This window comes from Streptomyces durhamensis (assembly GCF_000725475.1).
GTDB classification, from domain to species: Bacteria; Actinomycetota; Actinomycetes; order Streptomycetales; family Streptomycetaceae; genus Streptomyces; species Streptomyces filipinensis.
Genome location: NZ_JNXR01000007.1, coordinates 497,978 through 518,407 on the forward strand (window position 1 = coordinate 497,978; position 20,430 = coordinate 518,407).

The 20,430-nt window shown below is 71.8% G+C and carries 22 protein-coding genes; 11 read left to right on the forward strand and 11 right to left on the reverse strand.

The genetic code is table 11. The features are described 5' to 3' along the window. Positions 1–13: 13 nt before the first annotated feature. On the reverse strand, positions 14–1,594 hold the full coding sequence (locus tag IO33_RS0113285) for an acyl-CoA mutase large subunit family protein (RefSeq protein ID WP_031164088.1): 1,581 nt from the start codon (positions 1,592–1,594) through the stop codon (positions 14–16). A gap of 80 nt (positions 1,595–1,674) precedes the next feature. Here IO33_RS0113285 and IO33_RS0113290 point away from each other — a divergent pair, with 80 nt between their 5' ends. Then, positions 1,675–2,562 carry a L,D-transpeptidase family protein gene (locus IO33_RS0113290; protein ID WP_031164090.1) on the forward strand — a complete coding sequence of 296 codons (888 nt, stop codon included), beginning with the start codon at positions 1,675–1,677 and terminating at the stop codon, positions 2,560–2,562. A 207-nt stretch (positions 2,563–2,769) separates the two neighbouring features. Here IO33_RS0113290 and IO33_RS0113295 read toward each other — a convergent pair whose 3' ends face one another. The 7 genes from IO33_RS0113295 to IO33_RS0113325 all read right to left on the reverse strand — a co-directional run bounded on the left by IO33_RS0113295 (position 2,770) and on the right by IO33_RS0113325 (position 9,482). Beyond that, the gene (locus IO33_RS0113295; RefSeq protein WP_051926648.1) at positions 2,770–3,870 is read right to left on the reverse strand and encodes a hypothetical protein; all 1,101 of its coding nucleotides are present in this window, start codon (positions 3,868–3,870) and stop codon (positions 2,770–2,772) included. After that, on the reverse strand, positions 3,870–4,532 hold the full coding sequence (locus IO33_RS0113300) for an RNA polymerase sigma factor (RefSeq protein WP_031164096.1): 663 nt from the start codon (positions 4,530–4,532) through the stop codon (positions 3,870–3,872). Before IO33_RS0113300 ends, IO33_RS0113295 begins: the two co-directional genes overlap by 1 nt. 286 nt (positions 4,533–4,818) lie before the next feature. Beyond that, positions 4,819–5,616, reverse strand: a complete 798-nt coding sequence (locus IO33_RS0113305; RefSeq protein ID WP_051926649.1) for a hypothetical protein — start codon at positions 5,614–5,616, stop codon at positions 4,819–4,821. Positions 5,617–5,699: 83 nt separating this feature from the next. Continuing rightward, the gene (locus tag IO33_RS0113310) at positions 5,700–6,362 is read right to left on the reverse strand and encodes an RNA polymerase sigma factor (RefSeq protein WP_031164100.1); all 663 of its coding nucleotides are present in this window, start codon (positions 6,360–6,362) and stop codon (positions 5,700–5,702) included. A gap of 197 nt (positions 6,363–6,559) precedes the next feature. Further along, a complete protein-coding gene (locus IO33_RS0113315) occupies positions 6,560–6,946 on the reverse strand; it encodes a hypothetical protein (RefSeq protein WP_031164102.1) in 387 nt (128 codons plus the stop codon). Positions 6,947–7,174: 228 nt separating this feature from the next. Beyond that, entirely contained in the window at positions 7,175–7,729 is a 555-nt protein-coding gene (locus tag IO33_RS0113320) for a hypothetical protein (protein WP_031164104.1), read from the reverse strand. 91 nt (positions 7,730–7,820) lie between these two features. Beyond that, positions 7,821–9,482 (reverse strand): beta-N-acetylhexosaminidase, encoded by a 1,662-nt coding sequence (locus tag IO33_RS0113325; protein ID WP_245235774.1) that lies wholly within the window; start codon positions 9,480–9,482, stop codon positions 7,821–7,823. A 154-nt stretch (positions 9,483–9,636) separates the two neighbouring features. Here IO33_RS0113325 and IO33_RS0113330 point away from each other — a divergent pair, with 154 nt between their 5' ends. The 9 genes from IO33_RS0113330 (at position 9,637) to IO33_RS0113370 (ending at position 16,093) form a co-directional block, all read left to right on the forward strand. Further along, on the forward strand, positions 9,637–10,173 hold the full coding sequence (locus tag IO33_RS0113330) for a 2-oxo-4-hydroxy-4-carboxy-5-ureidoimidazoline decarboxylase (RefSeq protein ID WP_037685288.1): 537 nt from the start codon (positions 9,637–9,639) through the stop codon (positions 10,171–10,173). 192 nt (positions 10,174–10,365) lie between these two features. Beyond that, a complete protein-coding gene (sdhC, locus tag IO33_RS0113335) occupies positions 10,366–10,746 on the forward strand; it encodes a succinate dehydrogenase, cytochrome b556 subunit (protein ID WP_037685290.1) in 381 nt (126 codons plus the stop codon). A 5-nt stretch (positions 10,747–10,751) separates the two neighbouring features. After that, on the forward strand, positions 10,752–11,231 hold the full coding sequence (locus IO33_RS0113340) for a succinate dehydrogenase hydrophobic membrane anchor subunit (RefSeq protein WP_031164113.1): 480 nt from the start codon (positions 10,752–10,754) through the stop codon (positions 11,229–11,231). A gap of 19 nt (positions 11,232–11,250) precedes the next feature. Next, a complete protein-coding gene (gene sdhA / locus IO33_RS0113345) occupies positions 11,251–13,005 on the forward strand; it encodes a succinate dehydrogenase flavoprotein subunit (protein ID WP_031164115.1) in 1,755 nt (584 codons plus the stop codon). Continuing rightward, a complete protein-coding gene (locus IO33_RS0113350; protein ID WP_031164117.1) occupies positions 13,005–13,784 on the forward strand; it encodes a succinate dehydrogenase iron-sulfur subunit in 780 nt (259 codons plus the stop codon). The genes sdhA and IO33_RS0113350 overlap by 1 nt, the downstream gene beginning before the upstream one ends. Positions 13,785–13,895: 111 nt before the next feature. Further along, positions 13,896–14,306, forward strand: a complete 411-nt coding sequence (locus IO33_RS0113355) for a VOC family protein (protein WP_031164118.1) — start codon at positions 13,896–13,898, stop codon at positions 14,304–14,306. A 97-nt stretch (positions 14,307–14,403) separates the two neighbouring features. Further along, positions 14,404–14,808: a hypothetical protein gene (locus IO33_RS0113360; protein WP_031164120.1), complete on the forward strand. Its 405-nt coding sequence runs from the start codon at positions 14,404–14,406 to the stop codon at positions 14,806–14,808. Positions 14,809–14,822: 14 nt separating this feature from the next. Further along, positions 14,823–15,311, forward strand: coding sequence for a thiol-disulfide oxidoreductase DCC family protein (locus IO33_RS0113365; RefSeq protein ID WP_107069308.1), 489 nt, complete (start codon positions 14,823–14,825; stop codon positions 15,309–15,311). 32 nt (positions 15,312–15,343) lie between these two features. Then, positions 15,344–16,093 carry a TetR/AcrR family transcriptional regulator gene (locus tag IO33_RS0113370; protein ID WP_031164125.1) on the forward strand — a complete coding sequence of 250 codons (750 nt, stop codon included), beginning with the start codon at positions 15,344–15,346 and terminating at the stop codon, positions 16,091–16,093. 6 nt (positions 16,094–16,099) lie between these two features. Here the strand turns inward: IO33_RS0113370 and IO33_RS0113375 are convergent, their stop codons facing one another. Both IO33_RS0113375 and IO33_RS0113380 read right to left on the reverse strand, forming a co-directional pair. Beyond that, entirely contained in the window at positions 16,100–17,659 is a 1,560-nt protein-coding gene (locus IO33_RS0113375; protein ID WP_031164127.1) for an ABC transporter substrate-binding protein, read from the reverse strand. A gap of 215 nt (positions 17,660–17,874) precedes the next feature. Then, entirely contained in the window at positions 17,875–18,114 is a 240-nt protein-coding gene (locus IO33_RS0113380) for an SCO4848 family membrane protein (RefSeq protein WP_031164129.1), read from the reverse strand. Positions 18,115–18,205: 91 nt separating this feature from the next. Between IO33_RS0113380 and IO33_RS0113385 the strand changes: the two genes are divergently transcribed. Next, positions 18,206–19,426 (forward strand): D-alanyl-D-alanine carboxypeptidase family protein, encoded by a 1,221-nt coding sequence (locus IO33_RS0113385; protein WP_031164131.1) that lies wholly within the window; start codon positions 18,206–18,208, stop codon positions 19,424–19,426. On the opposite strand, the gene IO33_RS0113390 is transcribed toward IO33_RS0113385, so the two are convergent. Continuing rightward, complete coding sequence (locus IO33_RS0113390) at positions 19,374–20,294, reverse strand: YihY/virulence factor BrkB family protein (protein ID WP_031164132.1); 921 nt, start codon at positions 20,292–20,294, stop codon at positions 19,374–19,376. The genes IO33_RS0113385 and IO33_RS0113390 overlap by 53 nt on opposite strands. Positions 20,295–20,430 lie beyond the last annotated feature (136 nt).

The following is a 20,430-nucleotide window of genomic DNA, read 5'->3' on the forward strand; positions in this document are numbered from 1 at the left end:
GCCGGGGGGAGGCTCAGAACGCGTCCGAGGGCACATGGCTGCCCCACACCTCGCGCAGCGCGTTGCACACCTCCCCCACCGTCGCCCGGGCGCGCAGCGCCTCCTTCATCGGGTACAGCACGTTGTTCTCGCCCTCCGCCGCCTTCGCCAGTGCGGCGAGGGCCGAGTCCACCGCCCGCGGGTCCCGTTCCGCCCGCAGTTTCTCCAGGCGTTCCGCCTGCCGGGCCTCGATGGCCGGGTCGACGCGGAGCGGCGCGTACGGCTCCTCCTCGTCCAGCCGGAAGCGGTTCACGCCCACGACCACCCGCTCCCCGGAGTCGGTCTCCTGGGCGATCCGGTACGCGTTCTGCTCGATCTCGGCCTTCTGGAAGCCCCGCTCGATCGCCGCCACCGCCCCGCCCAGGTCCTCGACCCTGCGCATCAGGCCGACGGCCGCCTCCTCCACGTCGTCCGTCATCCGCTCCACCGCGTAGGAGCCGGCGAAGGGGTCGACGGTCGCCGTCACGTCACTCTCGTGCGCCAGCACCTGCTGGGTCCGCAGCGCCAGCCGCGCGCTCTTGTCCGTCGGCAGCGCGATCGCCTCGTCGAAGGAGTTGGTGTGCAGGGACTGCGTACCGCCGAGCACCGCCGCCAGGGCCTGGACGGCGACCCGGACCAGGTTCACCTCCGGCTGCTGGGCCGTCAGCTGCACGCCGGCCGTCTGGGTGTGGAAGCGGAGCATCAGGGACTTCGGATCCCGGGCGCCGAACTCGTCCCGCATCACCCGCGCCCAGATCCTGCGCGCCGCACGGAACTTGGCGACCTCCTCCAGCAGCGTCGTACGGGCCACGAAGAAGAAGGACAGGCGCGGGGCGAAGCCGTCGACGTCCATGCCCGCCGCCACCGCCGTACGGACGTACTCGATGCCGTCCGCCAGGGTGAACGCGATCTCCTGTACGGGCGACGCCCCCGCCTCGGCCATGTGGTAGCCGGAGATCGAGATCGTGTTCCACCTCGGGATCTCGGCGGTGCAGTACTTGAAGATGTCGGCGGTCAGGCGCAGGGAGGGCTTCGGCGGGAAGATGTACGTCCCGCGCGCGATGTACTCCTTCAGCACGTCGTTCTGGATCGTGCCCGTCAGCTGATCGGGCCGTACGCCCTGCTCCTCGGCCACCAGCTGGTACAGGAGCAGCAGCAGGGCCGCCGGGGCGTTGATCGTCATCGACGTCGAGACCTGGTCGAGCGGGATGCCGTCGAAGAGCGCCCGCATGTCCTCGATCGAGTCGATGGCGACGCCCACCTTGCCGACCTCGCCGTGCGCGAGGGGTGCGTCGGAGTCGTGGCCCATCTGGGTGGGCAGGTCGAAGGCGACCGAGAGTCCCGTGGTGCCGTGGGCGATCAGCTGACGGTAGCGGGCGTTGGACTCGGCGGCCGTGCCGAAACCGGCGTACTGGCGCATGGTCCAGGGGCGGCCGGTGTACATGGTCGGGTAGACCCCGCGGGTGAACGGGTACGCGCCCGGTTCGCCCAGTTTTCCGGCCGGGTCCCAGCCCTTGAGGGCCCCCGGCCCGTAGACCGGCTCGATGGGCAGGCCCGACTCCGACTCACGCGCCATGGATGCCTCCGCAGTACGTCCTGTCACCCCTCACCATGCCCCGTCGTTGGACGGCGGTCACGCGGGGAAGCATCCCCGGCATGAGGATCTCGCGAAGACCCGCCGCCGTAATCGCCTCGGCCGCCTCCCTCACCGCGCTCGCCGCGCTGTGCGGCTGCACCGTGCAGCCCCCCACTGGCGCGGACGGCAAAGCCCGGGCACCGGTGCACGTCCAACTTCCGGAACAGACACCCGGGCAGGTGTCCGGGCAGGTGTCCGGCGTCCCGCCGGTGAGCCGCCCCGAGGTTCCCAGCCCAACGGCCCAGCGGCCGTCGCTCGTGCCGGCCGCGCCCCCTCCCCGGGTGCTGTGGTCGCGCGGCGACAGCGGGCCGGGCGTGCGGGAGCTGCAGGCGCGGCTGCGCCAGCTCCAGTGGCTGTTCGACGGGCCGACGGGGTCGTACGACGATCTGACCGAGCAGGCCGTCAGGGGCTTCCAGGGCAAGCGGGGGCTGCCGCGGACCGGGCGGACGGACTCCGTCACCTGGCAGCGGCTGGTGTCGATGACGCACCCGCCTGGTACCTGGGAGCTGTATCTGATGGGCGGCCAGCCGGCCGGGGCGCCCGACCCGCGCTGCCTGACCGGACGTGTCCTGTGCATCGACAAGACGACGCGGACGCTGCGCTGGATGGTCGACGGGCGGACGCTGTCCACGATCGCGGTGCGGTTCGGGGCGCAGTACACGCCGACCCGGGAGGGTGTCTTCCACGTCTACTGGAAGGCGCGGCACTGGGTGTCCACGCTCTACCACTCGCCGATGCCGTACGCGATGTTCTTCAGCGGCGGCCAGGCCGTGCACTACTCGTACGACTTCGCGGCGCGCGGATACGCGGGGGGCTCGCACGGGTGCGTGAACGTCCGGGACGAGATCGCGATCGCCCAGTTGTTCGCGCAGGTGCGGATGGGCGACAAGGTCGTCATCTACTGGTGACGACGGTGGTGGTGCGGGACTGCGGGGCGCGGGCGGGACCGGGGGAACGTGTCCCGCCCGCGCCAGGTGCACGAGCCGTGGGTACGGGGGGAACCCCCGGCTCAGTGCGACGGCCGATGACCAGTCGGCTCACTCAGTACTGCGTGCCGGGCTCCGAAAACGTCACACCTCGCGGGGAGAAATTTTCGCGGACCATGAAAGCGCAGGTCAGATGGGGTGCGTCGGGGTGAGGGCGGAGGGGATGGGCGCGGCGGCGGCGCCGTGCCGGACGGGGCCACGGCCGTGTCCACGGCTCTGGCCGTGGTGACCGCCGCCCTTGCCGGGGCGACCGTGGCGCCCCCGCCCGGGGCCGTCGTCGTCCCCCTTGCCCTTGTCCTTGCCGTTGTCCTCGTCCTTGCCCTGGCTCTTTCCGCCGCCGCCCGTGCCCTTGGCCGTTCCGCTGCCGCCGCTCCTGCCGCCGCTCGTCGCCCCGCCGGCCAGGTCGGCGGCGGACAGCACGACCTTGCAGTACCGGCTCACGCGTGCGCTGCCGCCCGCCAGGTTCTCCAGCGCGCGCCGGCGACCGGCCTCCAGTTCCCGGCCGTCGCGGATGTCCCGGCAGGCCGCGGCGGCGTCCTTCCAGCGGCCGCGGGGGCTGCCGGAGGGCTCACCGGTGCCCGGGGCGTCGCTGCCGCCCGCGCGGTCATCCGGTCCGGCGGCCTCGCCGGGGGCGTCGCCGCTCCGCCCGCGCGGGCCGCCGCTCGGCGCGCCCGGATCCACGGTCGTGCCCGAGGTGCCCTCGGGCGGGACCGGGGCGAAGGGGACCGCGGACGTCTCGTCGGGGGAGACGGAGGCGGAGGCGGAGGGGCCGGGCTTCTCGGGTGCGAACGGCGTGTGCAGCATTCCGCTCCCGGCGGCCATGGCGACGCCGCCGACCGTGCCCACGGCCATCGCGGCGGCGAGTGCCAGGCGCACCGGGCGGCCCCAGCGGGGGCGGCGGGCCGGGGTTCCGGTACGGCCCGGGGCGCCGATGCGGACCAGGCCCGCGTCGGCGCCGGGCACGGACCGGCCGGTGCCGCCGGCGAAGGGGGCAGCGGCGGTCCGTTCGGTTTCGGCGGCCTCGCGGGCCTTGCGGAACGCGGCCAGGGCGGCCTGTTCGCCGGGGAGCTCACCGGTGGCGGGGGCCGCCTCCGAGGAGAGCGCGCCGAGTGCTCGGGAGAGGCGTTCGGCCTGGTCACGGGCAGAGGCGTCGACGGCTTCCAGTGACTCACCGCGCAGCAGGCGTTCCGCCGTCTCCCGGTTCAGCCACTTGTCCTGCTCGTCGGCCATCACATGTCCTTCTGCGTCCGCGCACGCGTATCCGTCACAGTTGCGGACGACACCGCGCGACGGCGCGGTTCTCGCTGGGGTGGGAGCGCGTCGAGCGCGTCCGCCGATTCCGGATCGTCGCCGAGCAGCTCCGCGAGCCGCTTCAGACCGCGGTGCGCGGCGGTGCGTACGGCGCCGGCGCGTTTGCCGAGGGTCTCGGCGGCGCTCTTGGCGTCGAGGCCGACGACGACTCGCAGGACGACCGCCTCGGCCTGGTCCTGCGGGAGCCGCGCGATGAGGGAGAGGGTGCTGTCGGTGGCCAGGGCCTCGATGGCCTCGCCGGCCGTGTCGGACTCGGCGGCCCGGCCGGTCAGCTCCGTCTCGTCGCCGCCTATGGCGGGACGGCGGCCGCGCATGCGTATGTGGTCCAGGGCGCGGTTGCGGGCGATCCGGGCGGCCCAGCCGCGGAAGCGGTCGGCGTCTCCGCTGAACCGGTCCAGGTCGCGGGCGATCTGCAGCCAGGCCTCGGACGCGACGTCCTCGGCGTCCGGATCGCCGACCAGTGTCCGCACGTATCCGAGCAGCCGTGGATGCACGGAGCGGTACACCGTACGGAAGGCGGTCTCGTCTCCGTCCTGTGCCGCGCGCACCGCGGCGGTCAGCTCCGCGTCGTCCCCCAGCACCGCACTCCCTTTACGCCCTGTTGCCCGGTCGGCGCGAAAGGCACGTTACGGCGTGAAACCGTTGCCCGTCCATGTCCGCAGGGGGTCCGTAGAAGATGCAACTAACTCGTGACCGGGTGCGGATGTGCGCAGGGTGAGGGCCGACCGGGTCGGGGTGTGACACAAAACGCACTCCCGGCGCTGTAGGGAGTACGGGTCGCGCGCGGCCCGTCCGCGCGACGGCCGGGGCCTCTCCTGTGGGGGGTGGCGGCCCCGGCCGTTCGCTCGCGCGGGGCCGGAGGGGCCGCTACTTCTTCTTGCTCCCGGCCCCCGCGGGCTTCTTCTTCACGCCGGTCGGACCGACGCCGGCCGGCTTCGCGTCGGCCGGCTTCGGACTCGCCGCCGGCCGCCCCGCGTCCTTGCCCGGCTTGCCCCCGTGGCCGCCCTTCGGCCCCTGGGAGTGCTCCACCCGGGCGCAGTAGGCCGCGACCCCGTCCTCGCCGCCCGCCGCCGTGACGAGCCGCTGCCAGGCCGTCGAGTCCAGGGCACCGCCCCGCTCTCCGGCCCGCTCGTAGGTACGGCAGTGGGCCAGGGTGTCCCGGGCGGTGGCGGGGTGGTCCGGGCGGGCGGACGGGCCCGGGGACCGGGAACCGGCCGGCCCGGCGGACGGGCCGGGTACGGCCGGCCCGTGCGAGGTGTTCGTCGACGAGTGCGCCGGCCGCGGGGTGTGCGGGCGGGCGGACGGGCCTGACCGGGCGGAGCCGATCGCCGCGACGGCGACGCCGCCCAGCGCGAGGCTCGCGAGCGCCACCGAGAGCGTGGCCCTCAGCGAGAGCCGGCCGCGGCGCGGTGCCGCGGGCCGCCAGTCGTCCCGGCGCCGGGTGCGCGGCAGGGGCGCTTCCGTCGCGCGGGCGGCACGGAAGGCGGCCACGGCCCGGCGCTCGCCCTCGGCGTCCGTGTCGTCGGCGCGCAGGGCGGCGGCGAGCCGCGCCTCGAACCCGGAGCCGCCGAGGTCCGCCTCGTCGCGCCGGGGTGCGGAGAGGATGCCGCCGGGGTGCGCGCGCCGGCGCCCCGGGGGAGCGTCGCCGCTGTGCCGTTCACCCATGCCCGTTCCCGTCCTCGTCCGGCGCGCCGGAGTCCCGCGCCGATTCCTCTCCCACTATCCGTACGGCTCGCGATCGGCGCCGTTCATGTCGACTCACCCAGCGTCCGGGGGCCGTCATCCGTCACACCCTCGTCCGCCGCGCCTCCGTCCGCCCCGCCCTCGTCCGCCGCGTCCTGGGCGCCCAGGTGCCGGGCGAGGCGTTTCAGCCCCCGGTGCGCGGCCGTACGGACGGCGCCGGGGCGCTTGTCGAGGACGCGCGCGGCGGACGGGCCGTCCAGGCCGACGACCACCCGCAGCAGCACCGCCTCGGCCTGGTCGCGCGGCAGGCTGCGCACCAGTTCCAGCGCCCGGTGCGTGGACAGCGACTCCAGGGCCTCGTCGTCGGTGCTGTGCCGGCCGGGCAGTTCCAGGGCGTCCTGCTCCAGCGGCGCGGCCCGGGGCCGTACCCGGCGGCGGCGCAGCTGGTCCAGGGCGCGGTGCCGGGCGATGGTCGCGGTCCAGCCGCGGAAGCCGGCGCCGTCGCCCTTGAACCGGCCGAGGTCGCGGGCGATCTCCAGCCAGGCGTCGGCGGCCACGTCCTCCGCGTCCTCGCCGACGAGGCCGCGCAGATAGCCGAGCAGGCCGGGCTGCACGATCCGGTAGGCCACCGCGAAGGCGGTCTCGTCGCCCTCCTGGGCGCGCGCGACGGCCGCGCCCAGTTCCCCGTCCCGCGGCTGCGGGCGCCGGGGTACCCCTCCCTGGCCCAAGACGTCCTCGTTCGTGCCGAGCTCATGGCCACGGCGTGGCTCGTCCCTCACGGTCCGACACGCTGCGGCCGTGTCTCCGCCCTCCACGGTGATCAGCGCCGGGCCGCACAGAAGTGTCACAGGGTCCGTGGGGCGCGGCACGGACACCCGGTCGGCGGTCGCGCCCCGCCCCTCGGCGTACAGGTCGCCGCGCCCGGTCAGCGGGAGCCCGTCGCATCCCGGCACAGCAGGCGCAGCGAGCCCTGACCGGCGAAGCAGCGCCGGGCCTCCTCGACGGGGTCCCAGAGCCGGCCGTCGGGGGTGCGCACCCAGTGGTCGCCGCCGGCCGCCCACCACTCGGCACCGGTCTGGCGGACGATGACCTCACCGGCGTAGGCGCCGAAGCCGCGCAGCACGCTCTCCACGGCGGCGGGCGGCGGCGCCTCGCGCCGGATCTCCTCGATCATCCGGTCGACCCGCCACAGGCTCTGTGCCGAGTAGTCGAGCCGCACCCGGGCGCCCTCGCGCATGGTCGCCACGGTGTCCGCGGCCCACCGTACGGGCTTCGCCGCGGCGTGCGGCCTGGTCTCCTGCTGTGCTGTCACGTGGGCTGTCACATAGGGAAGAGCGAGCGGCGCGGCCGGGCCGTCACGCCTTTCCGGGCCGCTGTGCCGACTCCCGCAGAACCGCCCCACGCCGACCGCACGACGGTCACAGGACTCGCCCACGCAGGGGGTTTGAAACGGCCGGGGCGCGGGTCTCCGGTGCCTGCCGGCGCCCTCGTCCGTGTCCCGTCGGGGCGCTCGCGGTCGGCGTCGGCGTCCGGTGCCGCCTCAGGCCCCGGTGCGTGCCCGGCGCGAGACCACCGCCCGCAGCACCCGCCGGCCCTCGATCGACAGGTCCAGCGCGCGGCGCAGGCCGTGCGGACCGTGCTCGGCGACCAGCTCCAGCACCGCCGTCTGGCGGCGCAGCTCGGCCGCGACCAGCGGAGGCAGATCCGCCGTGTCACCCGCGCGCCCGGCGGCCAGACCGTCCGCCGCCGCCGTGTCGTCCGCGGCGGGATCGAGCAGCCGGTGGATCCGCAGCGAGGCGACCGAGCAGGCGTCGGCCCAGGGCCGTACCGCGTCGGCGGTGCGCTCGGCCGGGGCCGCCTCCAGCATGCGCCGGGCGAGCAGCGCGACCTCGTCGTCCGGCTGCCCGGCACCGAGGGCGGCCCGGGCCCTGTCCAGGCTCGCGCTCCAGTCGGAGCCGTCGGCGAGGCTCGCCCACAGCGGCCGGAGCAGTTCGTCGTCGGCGCCGAGCAGAGGCAGGCACCGGTCCAAACAAGCCAGCCCGCTGGCGGCCAGTCCGCGTTCGTCGGCCTGCGCGATGCGTTCCACCAGGCTCATGAATGTCTCCCTCGCCAGGGCACCGACCGGTACGGAGCCCGCACTTCCCCTTACTGCGTGCTACGGCGCGGGAGTGTCACAGCGGGCGTTTTCAGCCAAGCCGGTCCGCCAGGCTCCGGAAGTCCGCCCAGGACAGTGCCGGCGTGCCCGGGTCCCACAGCTTCTGCACGGTGGCCCGCAGCGGCATCCGGATCCCGGCCGCGACCTGCGCCTCCGTCTGCGCGTTCGGGAAGTCGGACCACACCGCGAACGAGCCGCCCAGGATCTGCCCGTCGTAGCGCGCCGGTACGGCGGCCGTGCCGCGCAGCACGCGCGGGTTCCACCGCTCGTAGATCCGCTGCCCGGTGGGATACACGAAGGTCTGCGGCTGGCCGAGGACGTAGTAGAGGAACTCGTCGTTGTGGTTGAGCACCCTGCGTCCCGCGCCCAGGTACTCCACGGGCGGCCGGGCGCCGATCTCCTTGCCGGTCCAGTAGGCGGCCTGGAGGTCCTTGGCGGCTTGCACGGAGGCCCCGCGGTAGAAGCCGTCGTTCCAGGCCCGCATGGTCCTGCCGTGGGCGCGGACGGTGGCGGCGCGGTCGTTCAGCCAGCCGGTGGCGAGGTCGGCGACGGTGCCGCCGGAGCCGTACTTCTGCCGGGCTGCGGCGGCCAGCTGCGGATACGAGGCCTGCGGGTCCTTCACGGTCAGCGCCTGGTACTCGTCGCCGCCGAGGTGCCACCGGTCGCCGGTGAACAGCCCCGCGTACTCGTTCAGCAGATCGTCGACGAGCTTGGCGGAGGCGGGCTTGGAGATGTCGATCGCGCCCTTGGTGGGGGTTCCGCTCGCGTTGCGCAGCTGAAGGCCGGGATGGGCGGCGAGGACGGCGCCCAGGTGCCCGGGCGAGTCGATCTCGGGGACGACGGTGATGTGCCGGCTGTGCGCCAGGGCGACGATCCGCTCCACCTGTGCCTTGGTCAGATGGTCCGGCGAGACGATCTCGGGGTGGGTGCCGGACTCGATGCGGAAGGCCTGGTCGTCGGAGAAGTGCAGCCCCAGTTCGTTGAACTTCAGGTCGCCGAGCTCCCGTATTCGGTCCTCGATCCAGGACTCGGAGTACGGTTTGCGCGCGATGTCCAGCATGAACCCGCGCACCGGCTTGGCGGGCGCGTCCCGTACGCCCCCCTCGGGCGCCGTACCGCCGCCGTGGACCTCCTGCTTCAGCGTGCGGGTGCCGTAGAAGACACCGGCCTCACCGGGACCGCTGATGTCCACCCGCCCGTCGCGGACGGTCATCGTGTACGACTCCTGGTTCCCGCCCCCGCCGAGCGTGAGCCGGACGTCCCCCGCCCGCACGTCGTCCTTCCGGCCGGCGTAGGTGAGCCCGAGCTCGCCGGCTATCAGCCGCCCCTCGTCGGCCAGACCCGCGGCACCGATCACCACGCGGTCCGCCTTCCGCGGCTGCCAGCCCGGTCCCCGCTCCGGGGTGTGGGAGCGCACCGCGGGTATCGTGCGCGGCGCCGGGGACAGCGGATAGGTCCGGCCGGGCGGCGGACTCGCCGGGGGTGTGGCCGCCGGGCCGGAGTCGGTACCGGCCACCCGGGCGGACGACGACTGCTGCTGCCGCGCGCCCCCTTCCGGCTTCCCGCCGCCGCCCGACGAGGCCCACACGCCGACCCCCGTGCCGAGCGCCACGGTCCCGACGAACGCGGCGGCCACGACCGCCCGTTTGCGTATCACCTGCTGCGCCGAAGCACGGCGCCTGTGCTGGGTCACCGTGCCAACGTACGACCGATCCGGGCTTCCTTCGTCATCGAGGCGTTCCGAAACTCTCCCGTCCGGGTGAATTTCAGGCATCGCACGGACACACAGTGACCACTCTCGATAACCTGACGACACACCTTTCACAGCATCCCCTGCCACGCCACATGTGACGCGAGGACCCACGCTGCCCGCCCATCACCTCCCGTATCTCCCCAAGCCTCTCGACGCCTTCAACACCGCCCCCGCCGACGAGGCCCGCGCCGTGCTGCTGCACTGCCTGAACAGCCGGCGCTGGGCCCACCGCATCGCGGACCACCGCCCCTACCCCGACCTGGACTCCCTCCTGGCCGCGGCGGACGAGGCGGCGTACGACCTGTCGCCGGCCGACCTGTCGGAGGCCCTCGCCGGGGAATCGCTCCCCGACCTGCCCGAGGGCACCTACTCGGCGGCCCACACGGCCCTGGGCGCGGCCCACGCCGCCTACGAGGCGAGATTCGGGCACGCGTTCGTCATCTATCTGGGCGACGCCCACCCGGACGAGGCCATCGACCGCATCCTCGAAGCGATCCGCACACGATGGGCGAACGACCCGGAGGACGAACGGGTCGTGGCGGCGGAGCAACTCCGGCGCCTCGCAAGAGGCAGGCTGGGCACCTGCCTGAGGGGCGCGACCAGCCACAACGCATCCGCAGTCGGTAAATAACGGGACACACCGGCCCGTATCCGTACGCTCCCTAACCCATCCGGTGCCAATTTGATCACACAAGGTAGGCCCCCCGTAAAGCACAGCGCAGCGCATGGCTACGATGCTGGGGGCCGGTGGACCGTACCCGGCCGGGCCCGACCGACAGTGAAGCCGGCGCGGCCCTAGTCCCCGCTCCCGGAGGGTTCTTCCGTGCCGGCTGGAACGCTGTACCGCGGCCGGGAAGGAATGTGGTCCTGGGTGGCTCACCGAGTCACCGGCGTCCTCATCTTCTTCTTCCTGTTCGTTCACGTGCTGGACACCGCTCTCGTGCGTGTCTCCCCCGAGGACTACGACAAGGTCGTAGCCACGTACAAGACGCCGATCGTCGCGCTGCTGGAGTACGGCCTCGTCGCCGCCATCCTCTTCCACGCGCTCAACGGCCTGCGCGTCATCGCCGTCGACTTCTGGTCGAAGGGCCCGCGCTACCAGAAGCAGATGTTCTGGACCGTGATGGGTGTCTGGATCGTGCTGATGCTCGGGGCCGTCTACCCGGTCCTCGGCCACGCCGCCCGCGTTCTCTTTGGGAGCTGACGCCGATGTCCACGACTGAAACCACCCCGTCCGGCGTCGGCCCCGTCGAGGGCGCCGCCTACGACGTCGACCACCCCGCCCCGCTGATCGAGGCCCCGCGCAAGCGCACCAAGAAGACCCCGAAGTCGACCCGGGGCAACTTCGAGCTCGCCGCCTGGCTGTTCATGCGCCTGTCCGGCATCGTGCTGGTCGTCCTGGTCCTCGGCCACCTGCTGATCCAGCTCGTGCTGGACGGCGGTGTCTCCAAGATCGGCTTCGCCTTCGTGGCCGGCCGCTGGGCCTCTCCCTGGTGGCAGGTCTGGGACCTGCTGATGCTGTGGCTCGCGATGCTGCACGGCGCCAACGGCCTGCGCACGGTCATCAACGACTACGCGGAGCGCGCGAGCTCCCGCATGTGGCTGAAGGCCCTGCTGTACACCGCCACGGTGTGGACCATCCTGCTGGGCACGCTGGTGATCTTCACCTTCGACCCGAACATCCGCTAGGCACGGGGCTGCGAGAATCATGAAGATCCACAAGTACGACACCGTCATCGTCGGCGCCGGTGGCGCGGGCATGCGCGCCGCCATCGAGGCGACGAAGCGCAGCCGCACCGCGGTGCTGACCAAGCTGTACCCCACCCGCTCCCACACGGGCGCCGCGCAGGGCGGCATGGCCGCCGCGCTGGCCAACGTGGAGGAGGACAACTGGGAGTGGCACACCTTCGACACGGTCAAGGGCGGTGACTACCTGGTCGACCAGGACGCCGCCGAGATCCTGGCGAAGGAGGCCATCGACGCCGTCCTCGACCTGGAGAAGATGGGCCTGCCGTTCAACCGCACCAAGGACGGCACCATCGACCAGCGCCGCTTCGGCGGTCACAGCCGTAACCACGGCGAGGCGCCGGTGCGCCGGTCCTGCTACGCCGCGGACCGCACCGGCCACATGATCCTCCAGACGCTGTACCAGAACTGCGTCAAGGAGGGCGTGGAGTTCTTCAACGAGTTCTACGTCCTGGACCAGCTGATCACCGAGGTCGACGGCGTCAAGCGCTCGGCCGGTGTCGTCGCCTACGAGCTGGCGACCGGCGAGATCCACGTCTTCCAGGCGAAGGCCGTCATCTACGCCTCCGGCGGCTGCGGCAAGTTCTTCAAGGTGACCTCCAACGCGCACACCCTCACCGGTGACGGCCAGGCCGCCGTCTACCGCCGGGGCCTGCCGCTGGAGGACATGGAGTTCTTCCAGTTCCACCCGACCGGCATCTGGCGCATGGGCATCCTGCTCACCGAGGGTGCCCGCGGTGAGGGCGGCATCCTGCGCAACAAGGACGGCGAGCGCTTCATGGAGAAGTACGCTCCCGTCATGAAGGACCTGGCGTCCCGTGACGTCGTGTCCCGCTCCATCTACACGGAGATCCGCGAGGGCCGCGGCTGTGGTCCCGAGGGCGACCACGTCTACCTCGACCTCACGCACCTGCCGCCGGAGCAGCTGGACGCCAAGCTCCCGGACATCACCGAGTTCGCGCGTACGTACCTCGGCATCGAGCCGTACACGGACCCGATCCCGATCCAGCCGACCGCGCACTACGCGATGGGCGGCATCCCGACGAACGTCGAGGGTGAGGTCCTGGCGGACAACACCACGGTCGTCCCGGGCCTGTACGCGGCCGGCGAGGTCGCCTGTGTCTCCGTGCACGGCGCCAACCGCCTCGGCACCAACTCGCTGCTGGACATCAACGTCTTCGGCCGCCGCGCGGGCATCGCCGCCGCCGAGTACTCGGCGAAGGCCGACTTCGTGGAGCTGCCGGAGAACCCGGAGACCCTCGTCGTCGAGCAGATCGAGCAGCTGCGCAACTCCACCGGCAACGAGCGCGTGGCCACGCTCCGCCGCGAGCTGCAGGAGACCATGGACGCCAACGTCATGGTGTTCCGCACCGAGCAGACGATCAAGACGGCCGTCGAGAAGATCGCCGAGCTGCGCGAGCGCTACAAGAACGTGTCGATCCAGGACAAGGGCAAGCGGTTCAACACGGACCTCCTGGAGGCGATCGAGCTGGGCAACCTGCTCGACCTGGCCGAGGTCATGGCGGTGTCCGCGCTGGCCCGCAAGGAGTCCCGCGGCGGTCACTACCGCGAGGACTACCCGAACCGCGACGACGTCAACTTCATGCGCCACACCATGGCGTACCGCGAGGTCGGCGCCGACGGCTCGGAAACCGTCCGTCTCGACTACAAGCCGGTCGTCCAGACCCGCTACCAGCCGATGGAGCGTAAGTACTGATGGCAACCCCCGTTCTGGACAAGGATGAGGCGGCCGGCCGGCCCGAGCCGGGCTTCGCCGACTCCCCCTACATCACGGTCACCTTCCGGATCCGCCGGTTCAACCCGGAGGTCTCGGCGGAGGCGGTCTGGGAAGACTTCCAGCTGGAGATCGACCCGAAGGAGCGTGTCCTCGACGGCCTCCACAAGATCAAGTGGGACGTCGACGGCACCCTCACCTTCCGCCGCTCGTGCGCGCACGGCATCTGCGGCTCGGACGCGATGCGGATCAACGGCAAGAACCGTCTTGCCTGCAAGACGTTGATCAAGGACATCAACCCCGAGAAGCCGATCACGGTCGAGCCCATCAAGGGCCTGACGGTCCTGAAGGACCTGGTCGTGGACATGGAGCCGTTCTTCCAGGCGTACCGGGACGTCATGCCGTTCCTGGTCACCAAGGAGACGAACGAGCCGACGCGCGAGCGTCTGCAGTCCGCCGAGGACCGCGAGCGCTTCGACGACACGACGAAGTGCATCCTCTGCGCCGCCTGCACCTCCTCCTGCCCGGTGTTCTGGAACGACGGCCAGTACTTCGGTCCGGCCGCGATCGTGAACGCCCACCGCTTCATCTTCGACAGCCGTGACGAGGCGGGCGAGCAGCGCCTGGAGATCCTCAACGACCGTGACGGCGTGTGGCGTTGCCGTACGACCTTCAACTGCACGGACGCCTGCCCGCGTGGCATCGAGGTCACCAAGGCGATCCAGGAAGTGAAGCGCGCGCTCATCACGCGCCGCTACTGATCTTCCCGGTCATCCGCAGCCGGCCCGAGGGCCCTGCTTCCGATCCTCCGGAAGCAGGGCCCTCGGGCGTTTTTGTCGGGTTTCACCGACTCGCGGTTCTAATGTGACGACATGTCAGACGAAGAGTCGTACGAACTGCTCGGTTTCGACAACGTGCTGCTCCCCGTCGGCACTCTCGGCGAGGCCCTCGACTTCTACCAGCGGGCCGGGTTCACCGTGGGGTTCCGGTTCGACGAGGCCGGGATCGCACAGCTGAGGGTCGGCGGGGAGATGCCCGGGATCCTGTTGCGCGCCGAGGAGGCACTGGGGCGCCGGACGCCGCCGTGGCCCTCGCCGCGCGTCTGGCTGGAGGTGCCGGACGCGCGGGCGGCGGCGCGGGAGCTGGCCGCGGCCGGCATCGCGCCGCTGGACGAGGTGTTCCGCGTGGCCACCGGCTGGACGGTGGAGTTCGCCGATCCGTGGGGCAACGTCCTCGGGTTCACGGACTACACCAAGCGCCCGGAGCTGGGCCGCCGTCACTGATCCCCCGTCCCCCCTCCCGGCCGGGTTGAACACGTTCAAAAACAGGTCTACAGTCATCCCTGTCAGCGTTTTGAACGCGTTCAAGAAGGGGTGGGGCATGGACCGCACCGTCATCGCCTACGTCATCTACCTGGTCGTCAGCATCGGGCTGACCATCTGGGTGGCCCGCACGCTCAGCCGTAACGGCCGGGTCTTCCTCGCCGACGTACTGCGCGACGAAAAGCTCGCGGACGCCGTCAACCACCTCCTGGTCGTCGGCTTCTACCTGGTCAACCTCGGCTTCGTGGCGCTGTACCTGAGCGGGGACGAGACGATCGAGGACACCCGCGGGATCTTCGAGGCCCTGTCGACCAAGCTGGGCGTGGTCCTGCTGGTGCTCGGCGGGATGCACCTGGGCAACGTGTACGTGCTCAACCGGATCCGCCGGCGCGGGATCATGGAGCGCGAACAGCTGCCGCCGGTCAACCCGCAGGAGTGGGTCGCCCCGGCGGCCGGGGCGTGACCACCGTGACCGCCGTGACCACTCCGCGGGACCGGGGCGCCGCGCGCGCCCCGGTCCGCGGGCTGACCGTCCTGTACGACGCCGAGTGCGGCCTGTGCACGCACCTGCGGGACTGGCTCGTACGGCAGCCGCAGCTGGTGCCACTGGAGCTGCTGCCGGCGGGCTCGGACCGGGCCCGCGCCCGCTTCCCCGGGCTCGACCACCGCGCCACCCTCGACGAGGTCACCGTCGTCGGCGACCTGGGTCAGGTCTACCGGGGCGCCCGCGCCTGGATCGTCGTCCTGTGGGCCCTGCGCGAGCACCGCCCCCTCGCCCACCGGCTGAGCACCCCGGCCGGCGCCCGGCTCGCCCGTGGCGCGGTGCTCGCGGCGGCGAAGTGGCGCGGGTCGCAGTGGGGCGGGCACCAGACCTACCGCCGGTCGGACGGGTGGACGTACCACCCCCGCACGGGCTGGAGCTACAGCCCGCCGCCCTGCTCGGACGGGTCCTGCGCCACCGGTTAGCTCCGCCACCGCACTCGTTAGGCTCTTCTACCGTGTCCGCGAAGAACGACGGCCCCGAGACGGCCGGCTCCCCCAGCAGCAAGTCCGAGCAGACCCGCGCGCTGATCCTGGAGACCGCCATGCGGTTGTTCCAGGAGCGCGGGTACGACAAGACCACCATGCGGGCCATCGCCCAGGAGGCCGGGGTCTCCGTCGGCAACGCCTACTACTACTTCGCGGGCAAGGAACACCTGATCCAGGGCTTCTACGACCGGCTCGCCGCCGAGCACCGGGCGGCGGTCCGCGAGGTCCTGGACCGGGAGACCGACCTGGAGGCGCGGCTCGCGGGCGTACTGACCGTGTGGCTCGACATCGCCCGGCCGTACCACGAGTTCGCCGTGCAGTTCTTCAAGAACGCCGCCGACCCCGACAGCCCGCTCAGCCCCTTCTCGCCGGAGAGCGAGCACGCCCGGGAGGAGGCCATCGGGGTGCACCGGGAGGTGCTGGCGGGCTCGAAGTCCAAGGTCGCCCCCGAACTGCGGGACATCCTCCCGGAGTTGATGTGGCTCTCCCAGATGGGCCTGGTCCTGTACTGGATCTTCGACCGCACCGAGGACCGCGAGCGCAGCTACCGGCTGGCCCGCCGCGGCGCCCGGCTGACCGCCCGCGGAGTGGCGCTCGCCCGCTTCCGCGTGCTGCGCCCCCTGGTCCTGGAGGTCCATGAGCTGTTCACGGACTTCCTGCCCGGCATGACGAGGGCACTGCCGGACCCGCGGACCAAGGGGCGGAAGCAGGAGGAGTGATCCCGGTCAGATCCACTGCAGGCGCCACAGGCGGAACACGCCCGTGCCGTCGTCCAGGTACTGGCCGCCGCCCACGTCCTCGGTGCTCACCACGTACGACTTGCGCTGCCACAGCGGGATCAGCGGGACGTCACGGGCGATGTCCTGCTGGATGGCCTTGAAGTCGCCGGCGGCCCGGCTGCGGTCGGCGAACTGCTGGCTGTCCAGCACGAGATGGTCGACCACCTTGTTGCTGTACCCGGTGGCCATCGTGGACCCGGTGCCGACGAGCGGGCCGCCGAAGGTGTCGGGGTCGGGATAGTCGGGCACCCAGCCGACCGCCCACGCGTCCATCTTCCCGGCCGCCCAGCGCTTCTGGAAGTCGGTCCACTCGTATCCCCTGACGTCCACCTTGAACAGGCCGCCCGCCTCCAGCTGCTTCTTCAGCGCCGCGGCCTCCTGCTCACCGGCGCCCCGGTTCCTGCCGTAGCCGAGGGTGAAGCGCACCGGCAGGCTCACCCCTGCCTGGGTGAGCAGCTCTCGCGCCTGCTGCACGCTCTGCTTCGGGTAGTCGTCGAAGAAGGAGGTGGTGTGGCCGGTGATGCCGGTCGGGATCAGCGAGTACAGCGGGTCGACCGTGCCCTCGTAGACCGTCGCGGCCAGCTGCTCGCGGTCGACCAGCCAGGCCATCGCGCGCCGCACCCGCACATCGCGCAGCGGGGAGGCCGGACGGGTGTTGAGGTACAGGTTGCGGGTCTCGGCGCTGTCGGACTCGGTGACGCGCCGGCCGGGATCGCTCGGGTTCAGCTGGGAGAGCACATGCGGCGGCAGGTCACGGGTGGCGACGTCGACGCGGCCCGCCTTCCAGGCGCTGTCGAGTTTCGCCGAGTCGGCGTAGTAGCGCAGCTCGACGGGGCGGCCGGTGCCGCCGAGGTCGCCCTTGTAGCGCCCGTTGGGCCGCAGTTCGGCCTGCTCGCCCTTGGTGTACGACGCCAGCGTGTACGGGCCCGTGCCGTCGACCGCGGTACCGGTGCGCAGGGAGCCTGCCGGGTAGCTGTCCTTGTCCACGATCGAGCCGGCGCCCGTGGCGACCTTCAGCGGGAAGGTGGCGTCCGGGGACGACAGATGGAAGGTGACGGTCGTCGCGCTGTCGGCGGTCACCGAGCCGAGCGTGGAGAACAGCGACGCCGGGCCGACCTCGGAGTTGATCTTCTTGACGCGGTCGAAGGAGTACTTCACGTCCTCGGCCGTCATCGCGCGCCCGCTCGGGAAGGTGATGCCGGAGCGCAGCGTGCACCGGTACGTGCGCAGGCCGCCGCCCTGGAAGGCGCAGCTCTGCGCCGCGTCCGGGACCGGCTCGACACCGCCCGGCTCGAACGTCAGCAGCGACTGGAAGACGTTGCTGAACAGCGCCCAGGAACCGGCGTCGTAGGCACCGGCCGGGTCGAGGTCCGTGACGGCGTCCGTCGTACCGACCGTGATGGTCCTGTTCTTGTTCCCCTGCGACGGCAGCAGCTGCCAGCCGCCGATTCCCACGACCGCGAGCACGAGCACTGTCATGAGAACGCGCATGCGAACAGATCGCATGGTGGTGCCCTCCCCAGGCCTCCAAAGGCCCTACCCCTGGCCAGCACTGTTTCGCCACCCCCTAGTGGCGCGGCTCACCTAATCACACCTGTTTCAGCGGGGGGAAGGGCTTTCTGACCAGATGTGCAAGAACTTACCGAGGCGTTGTTTCCGCCTGGTTTCACAGCGCCTTCACAGGCGTGGGAGCGGTTCCGCGGGGGTGCCGGGGAGGTCGGCTATGACGTGCGGCGCAGCGCTCGCAGTCCGCGCAACCCGATGACGCCGATGACCGTCCCCCATACGAAGGAGACGACCGCCAGCAGCAGATGCACCCAGAAGTACGCGGTCGGGTGGCCGTGATCGAAGGCGAGACCGCTGGCGTCCTTGATCAAGTTCTTGACGAAAGTGACCCAGATGACCCAGGACCACACCCCGAAAACGAGCAGGAACCAGGAGACCGGGCGGCTGAGCTTCATGGCACCAGTATCACCGCCGGCCGTCCGGTTCCGTGCCGGGGGTGAGCTGCGTCATGGGACTCCAGGGCCGACAAAAGGTACGTTCTCGACCGTGTCCGCTCCGAAGAAGACCGGCCGGCGATTCCTGCTGGCCGCCACCGCCGCCCTGCTGTCCCTGTCCGTCACCGCGCCCGCCGCCCTCGCCGCCCCCGGCCCGTCGACGAGTCCGGCGGCGACGCCCCCGGCCCGCATGTCCACCGTGGGTGGGAAGCGGCTCGGGCAGCCCGGTACGCAGGTGAACCTCGCCCCTGGTGTCCCCGTGCTGCCCAAGGACCTCACCGCACGCTCCTGGATCGTCTCCGACGCGGAGTCGGGCGAGGTGCTCGCCGCGCACAACGCGCACTGGCGGCTGCCCCCGGCCAGCACCCTGAAGATGCTGTTCGCGGACACCCTGCTGCCCCGGTTCCCCAAGACCATGGAGCACAAGGTGGCACCGGCCGACCTCGCGGGTGTGGGCGTCGGCTCCAGCGTGGTCGGGATAAAGGAGGGCCGTTCCTACACCGTCCGCGACCTGTGGCTCGGCGTCTTCCTGCGCTCGGGCAACGACGCCGTGCACGTGCTGTCCGCGATGAACGACGGGGTCGCGCAGACCGTCAGGGACATGCAGGACCACGCCGGCGAACTCCAGGCCCTGGACACCCACGTGATCTCCCCCGACGGCTACGACGAGCCGGGACAGGTGTCCTCGGCGTACGACCTGACGCTGTTCGCCCGGTCCGGGCTGCAGAAGAAGGACTTCCGTGACTACTGCTCGACCGTGAGCGCCAGGTTCGAGTCCGGGGAGATCCGCAACACCAACCGGCTGCTGAGCGGCGACACCGACGTGCCGGTCTACCAGGGCATCGCCGGGGTGAAGAACGGCAACACCACCAACGCGGGTGCCACGTTCACCGGCGTCGCCGAGCGCAACGGCAAGGTGTTGCTGGTCACGGTGATGAACCCGCAGAAGCACGAGCACAACGAGGTCTACAAGGAGAGCGCGAAGCTCCTGGACTGGGGCTTCCAGGCGGCCGGCAAGGTCACCCCGGTGGGCGAGCTGGTGCCGCCGAGGAACGCCGCGCCGAGCGCCGCGCCCAGTGCCTCCGCCCAACGCTCCGCAACGGCCGGCGGCTCCGGATCCAGGCCGGTGGCCGGTGCCACCGCCGGATCCGGCGGCGTCGGCACCGCCGCGGCCATCGCGGGCGGGGTGCTGGTACTGCTCGCGGGCGGGGCGTTCCTGATCAACCGCCGGTGGCCGCTGCCGGACCTGATGCGCCGCCGGTCGCGCCCGTGACCTCGACGACCGCCGCCTCCTTGCCCTGTGTCGCCGTCCAGGAGGCGCAGAACAGGACGAGTTTCGACGTGAAGTTGATCCACAGCAGCAGCGCCACGGGGACGCCGAACGCGCCGTACATGCTCTTCGCGGCCACTCCCTGGATGTAGCCGCTCAGCAGCAGCTTGAGCAGTTCGAAGCCGACCGCGCCGAGCAGCGCCGCCACCAGCAGGCGGCGGCGCGGCGGTTCGACCCCGGGCAGCAGGGTCAGGACGTAGAGCAGGACCAGGAAGTCGCCGAGCACGGCGACTGCGAACGCGGCGACCCGCAGCAGCGCACTGCCCCAGCCGTGCTCGGCCAGGCCGAGATGGCGCGAGACCAGGCCGACGGCGGCCGACGCGAGGGTGGACGCGGCGAGCGTGCCCAGCAGGGCCCCGCCCAGGCCGAGCAGGATGCCGGCGTCCTTGGCCTTGACCACCAGCGGGTTCTGCTGCTGGTCGGGCAACTCCCAGACCGCGCGCAGGCAGTCCCGCACCTGCCCCACCCAGCCGATGCCGATGAACAGCAGCACCGCACCCGCGATGACCCCGACGGTGCCGGCGTTCCGGACCAGCGAGCTGAGGTCCAGCTGGTCGGAGACGACGCCGGGGAACTGGTCGGCGATCTTGGTCTGGACCGTCCTCTGCCGGTCCTCGCTGAGCGTGGCGGCGCTGACCGCGGCGGCCAGGGTCAGCAGCGGGAACAGTGCCACGAAGCTGACGAACGTCATGGCGGCGGCCAGCCGCGTCCACTTCACCCGGTCCAGCCGTTCGTAGCAGCGCCACGCGTGCGTGGTCATCAGGCGCGTGACGACCGGCCCGATGCCGGGGAGTCTCTTCAGCCAGTCCATGATCCGTCCCTGCCCCTGCCGGCACGCTCGTATGACATCCCACTAATGCCCCATTGTGCGGAGCGGGCGAATGTTCCGTAACTAACTACCCATACCGGGGCGATACGGTCACCGACATCCGCGCGCTGCGCAGCCG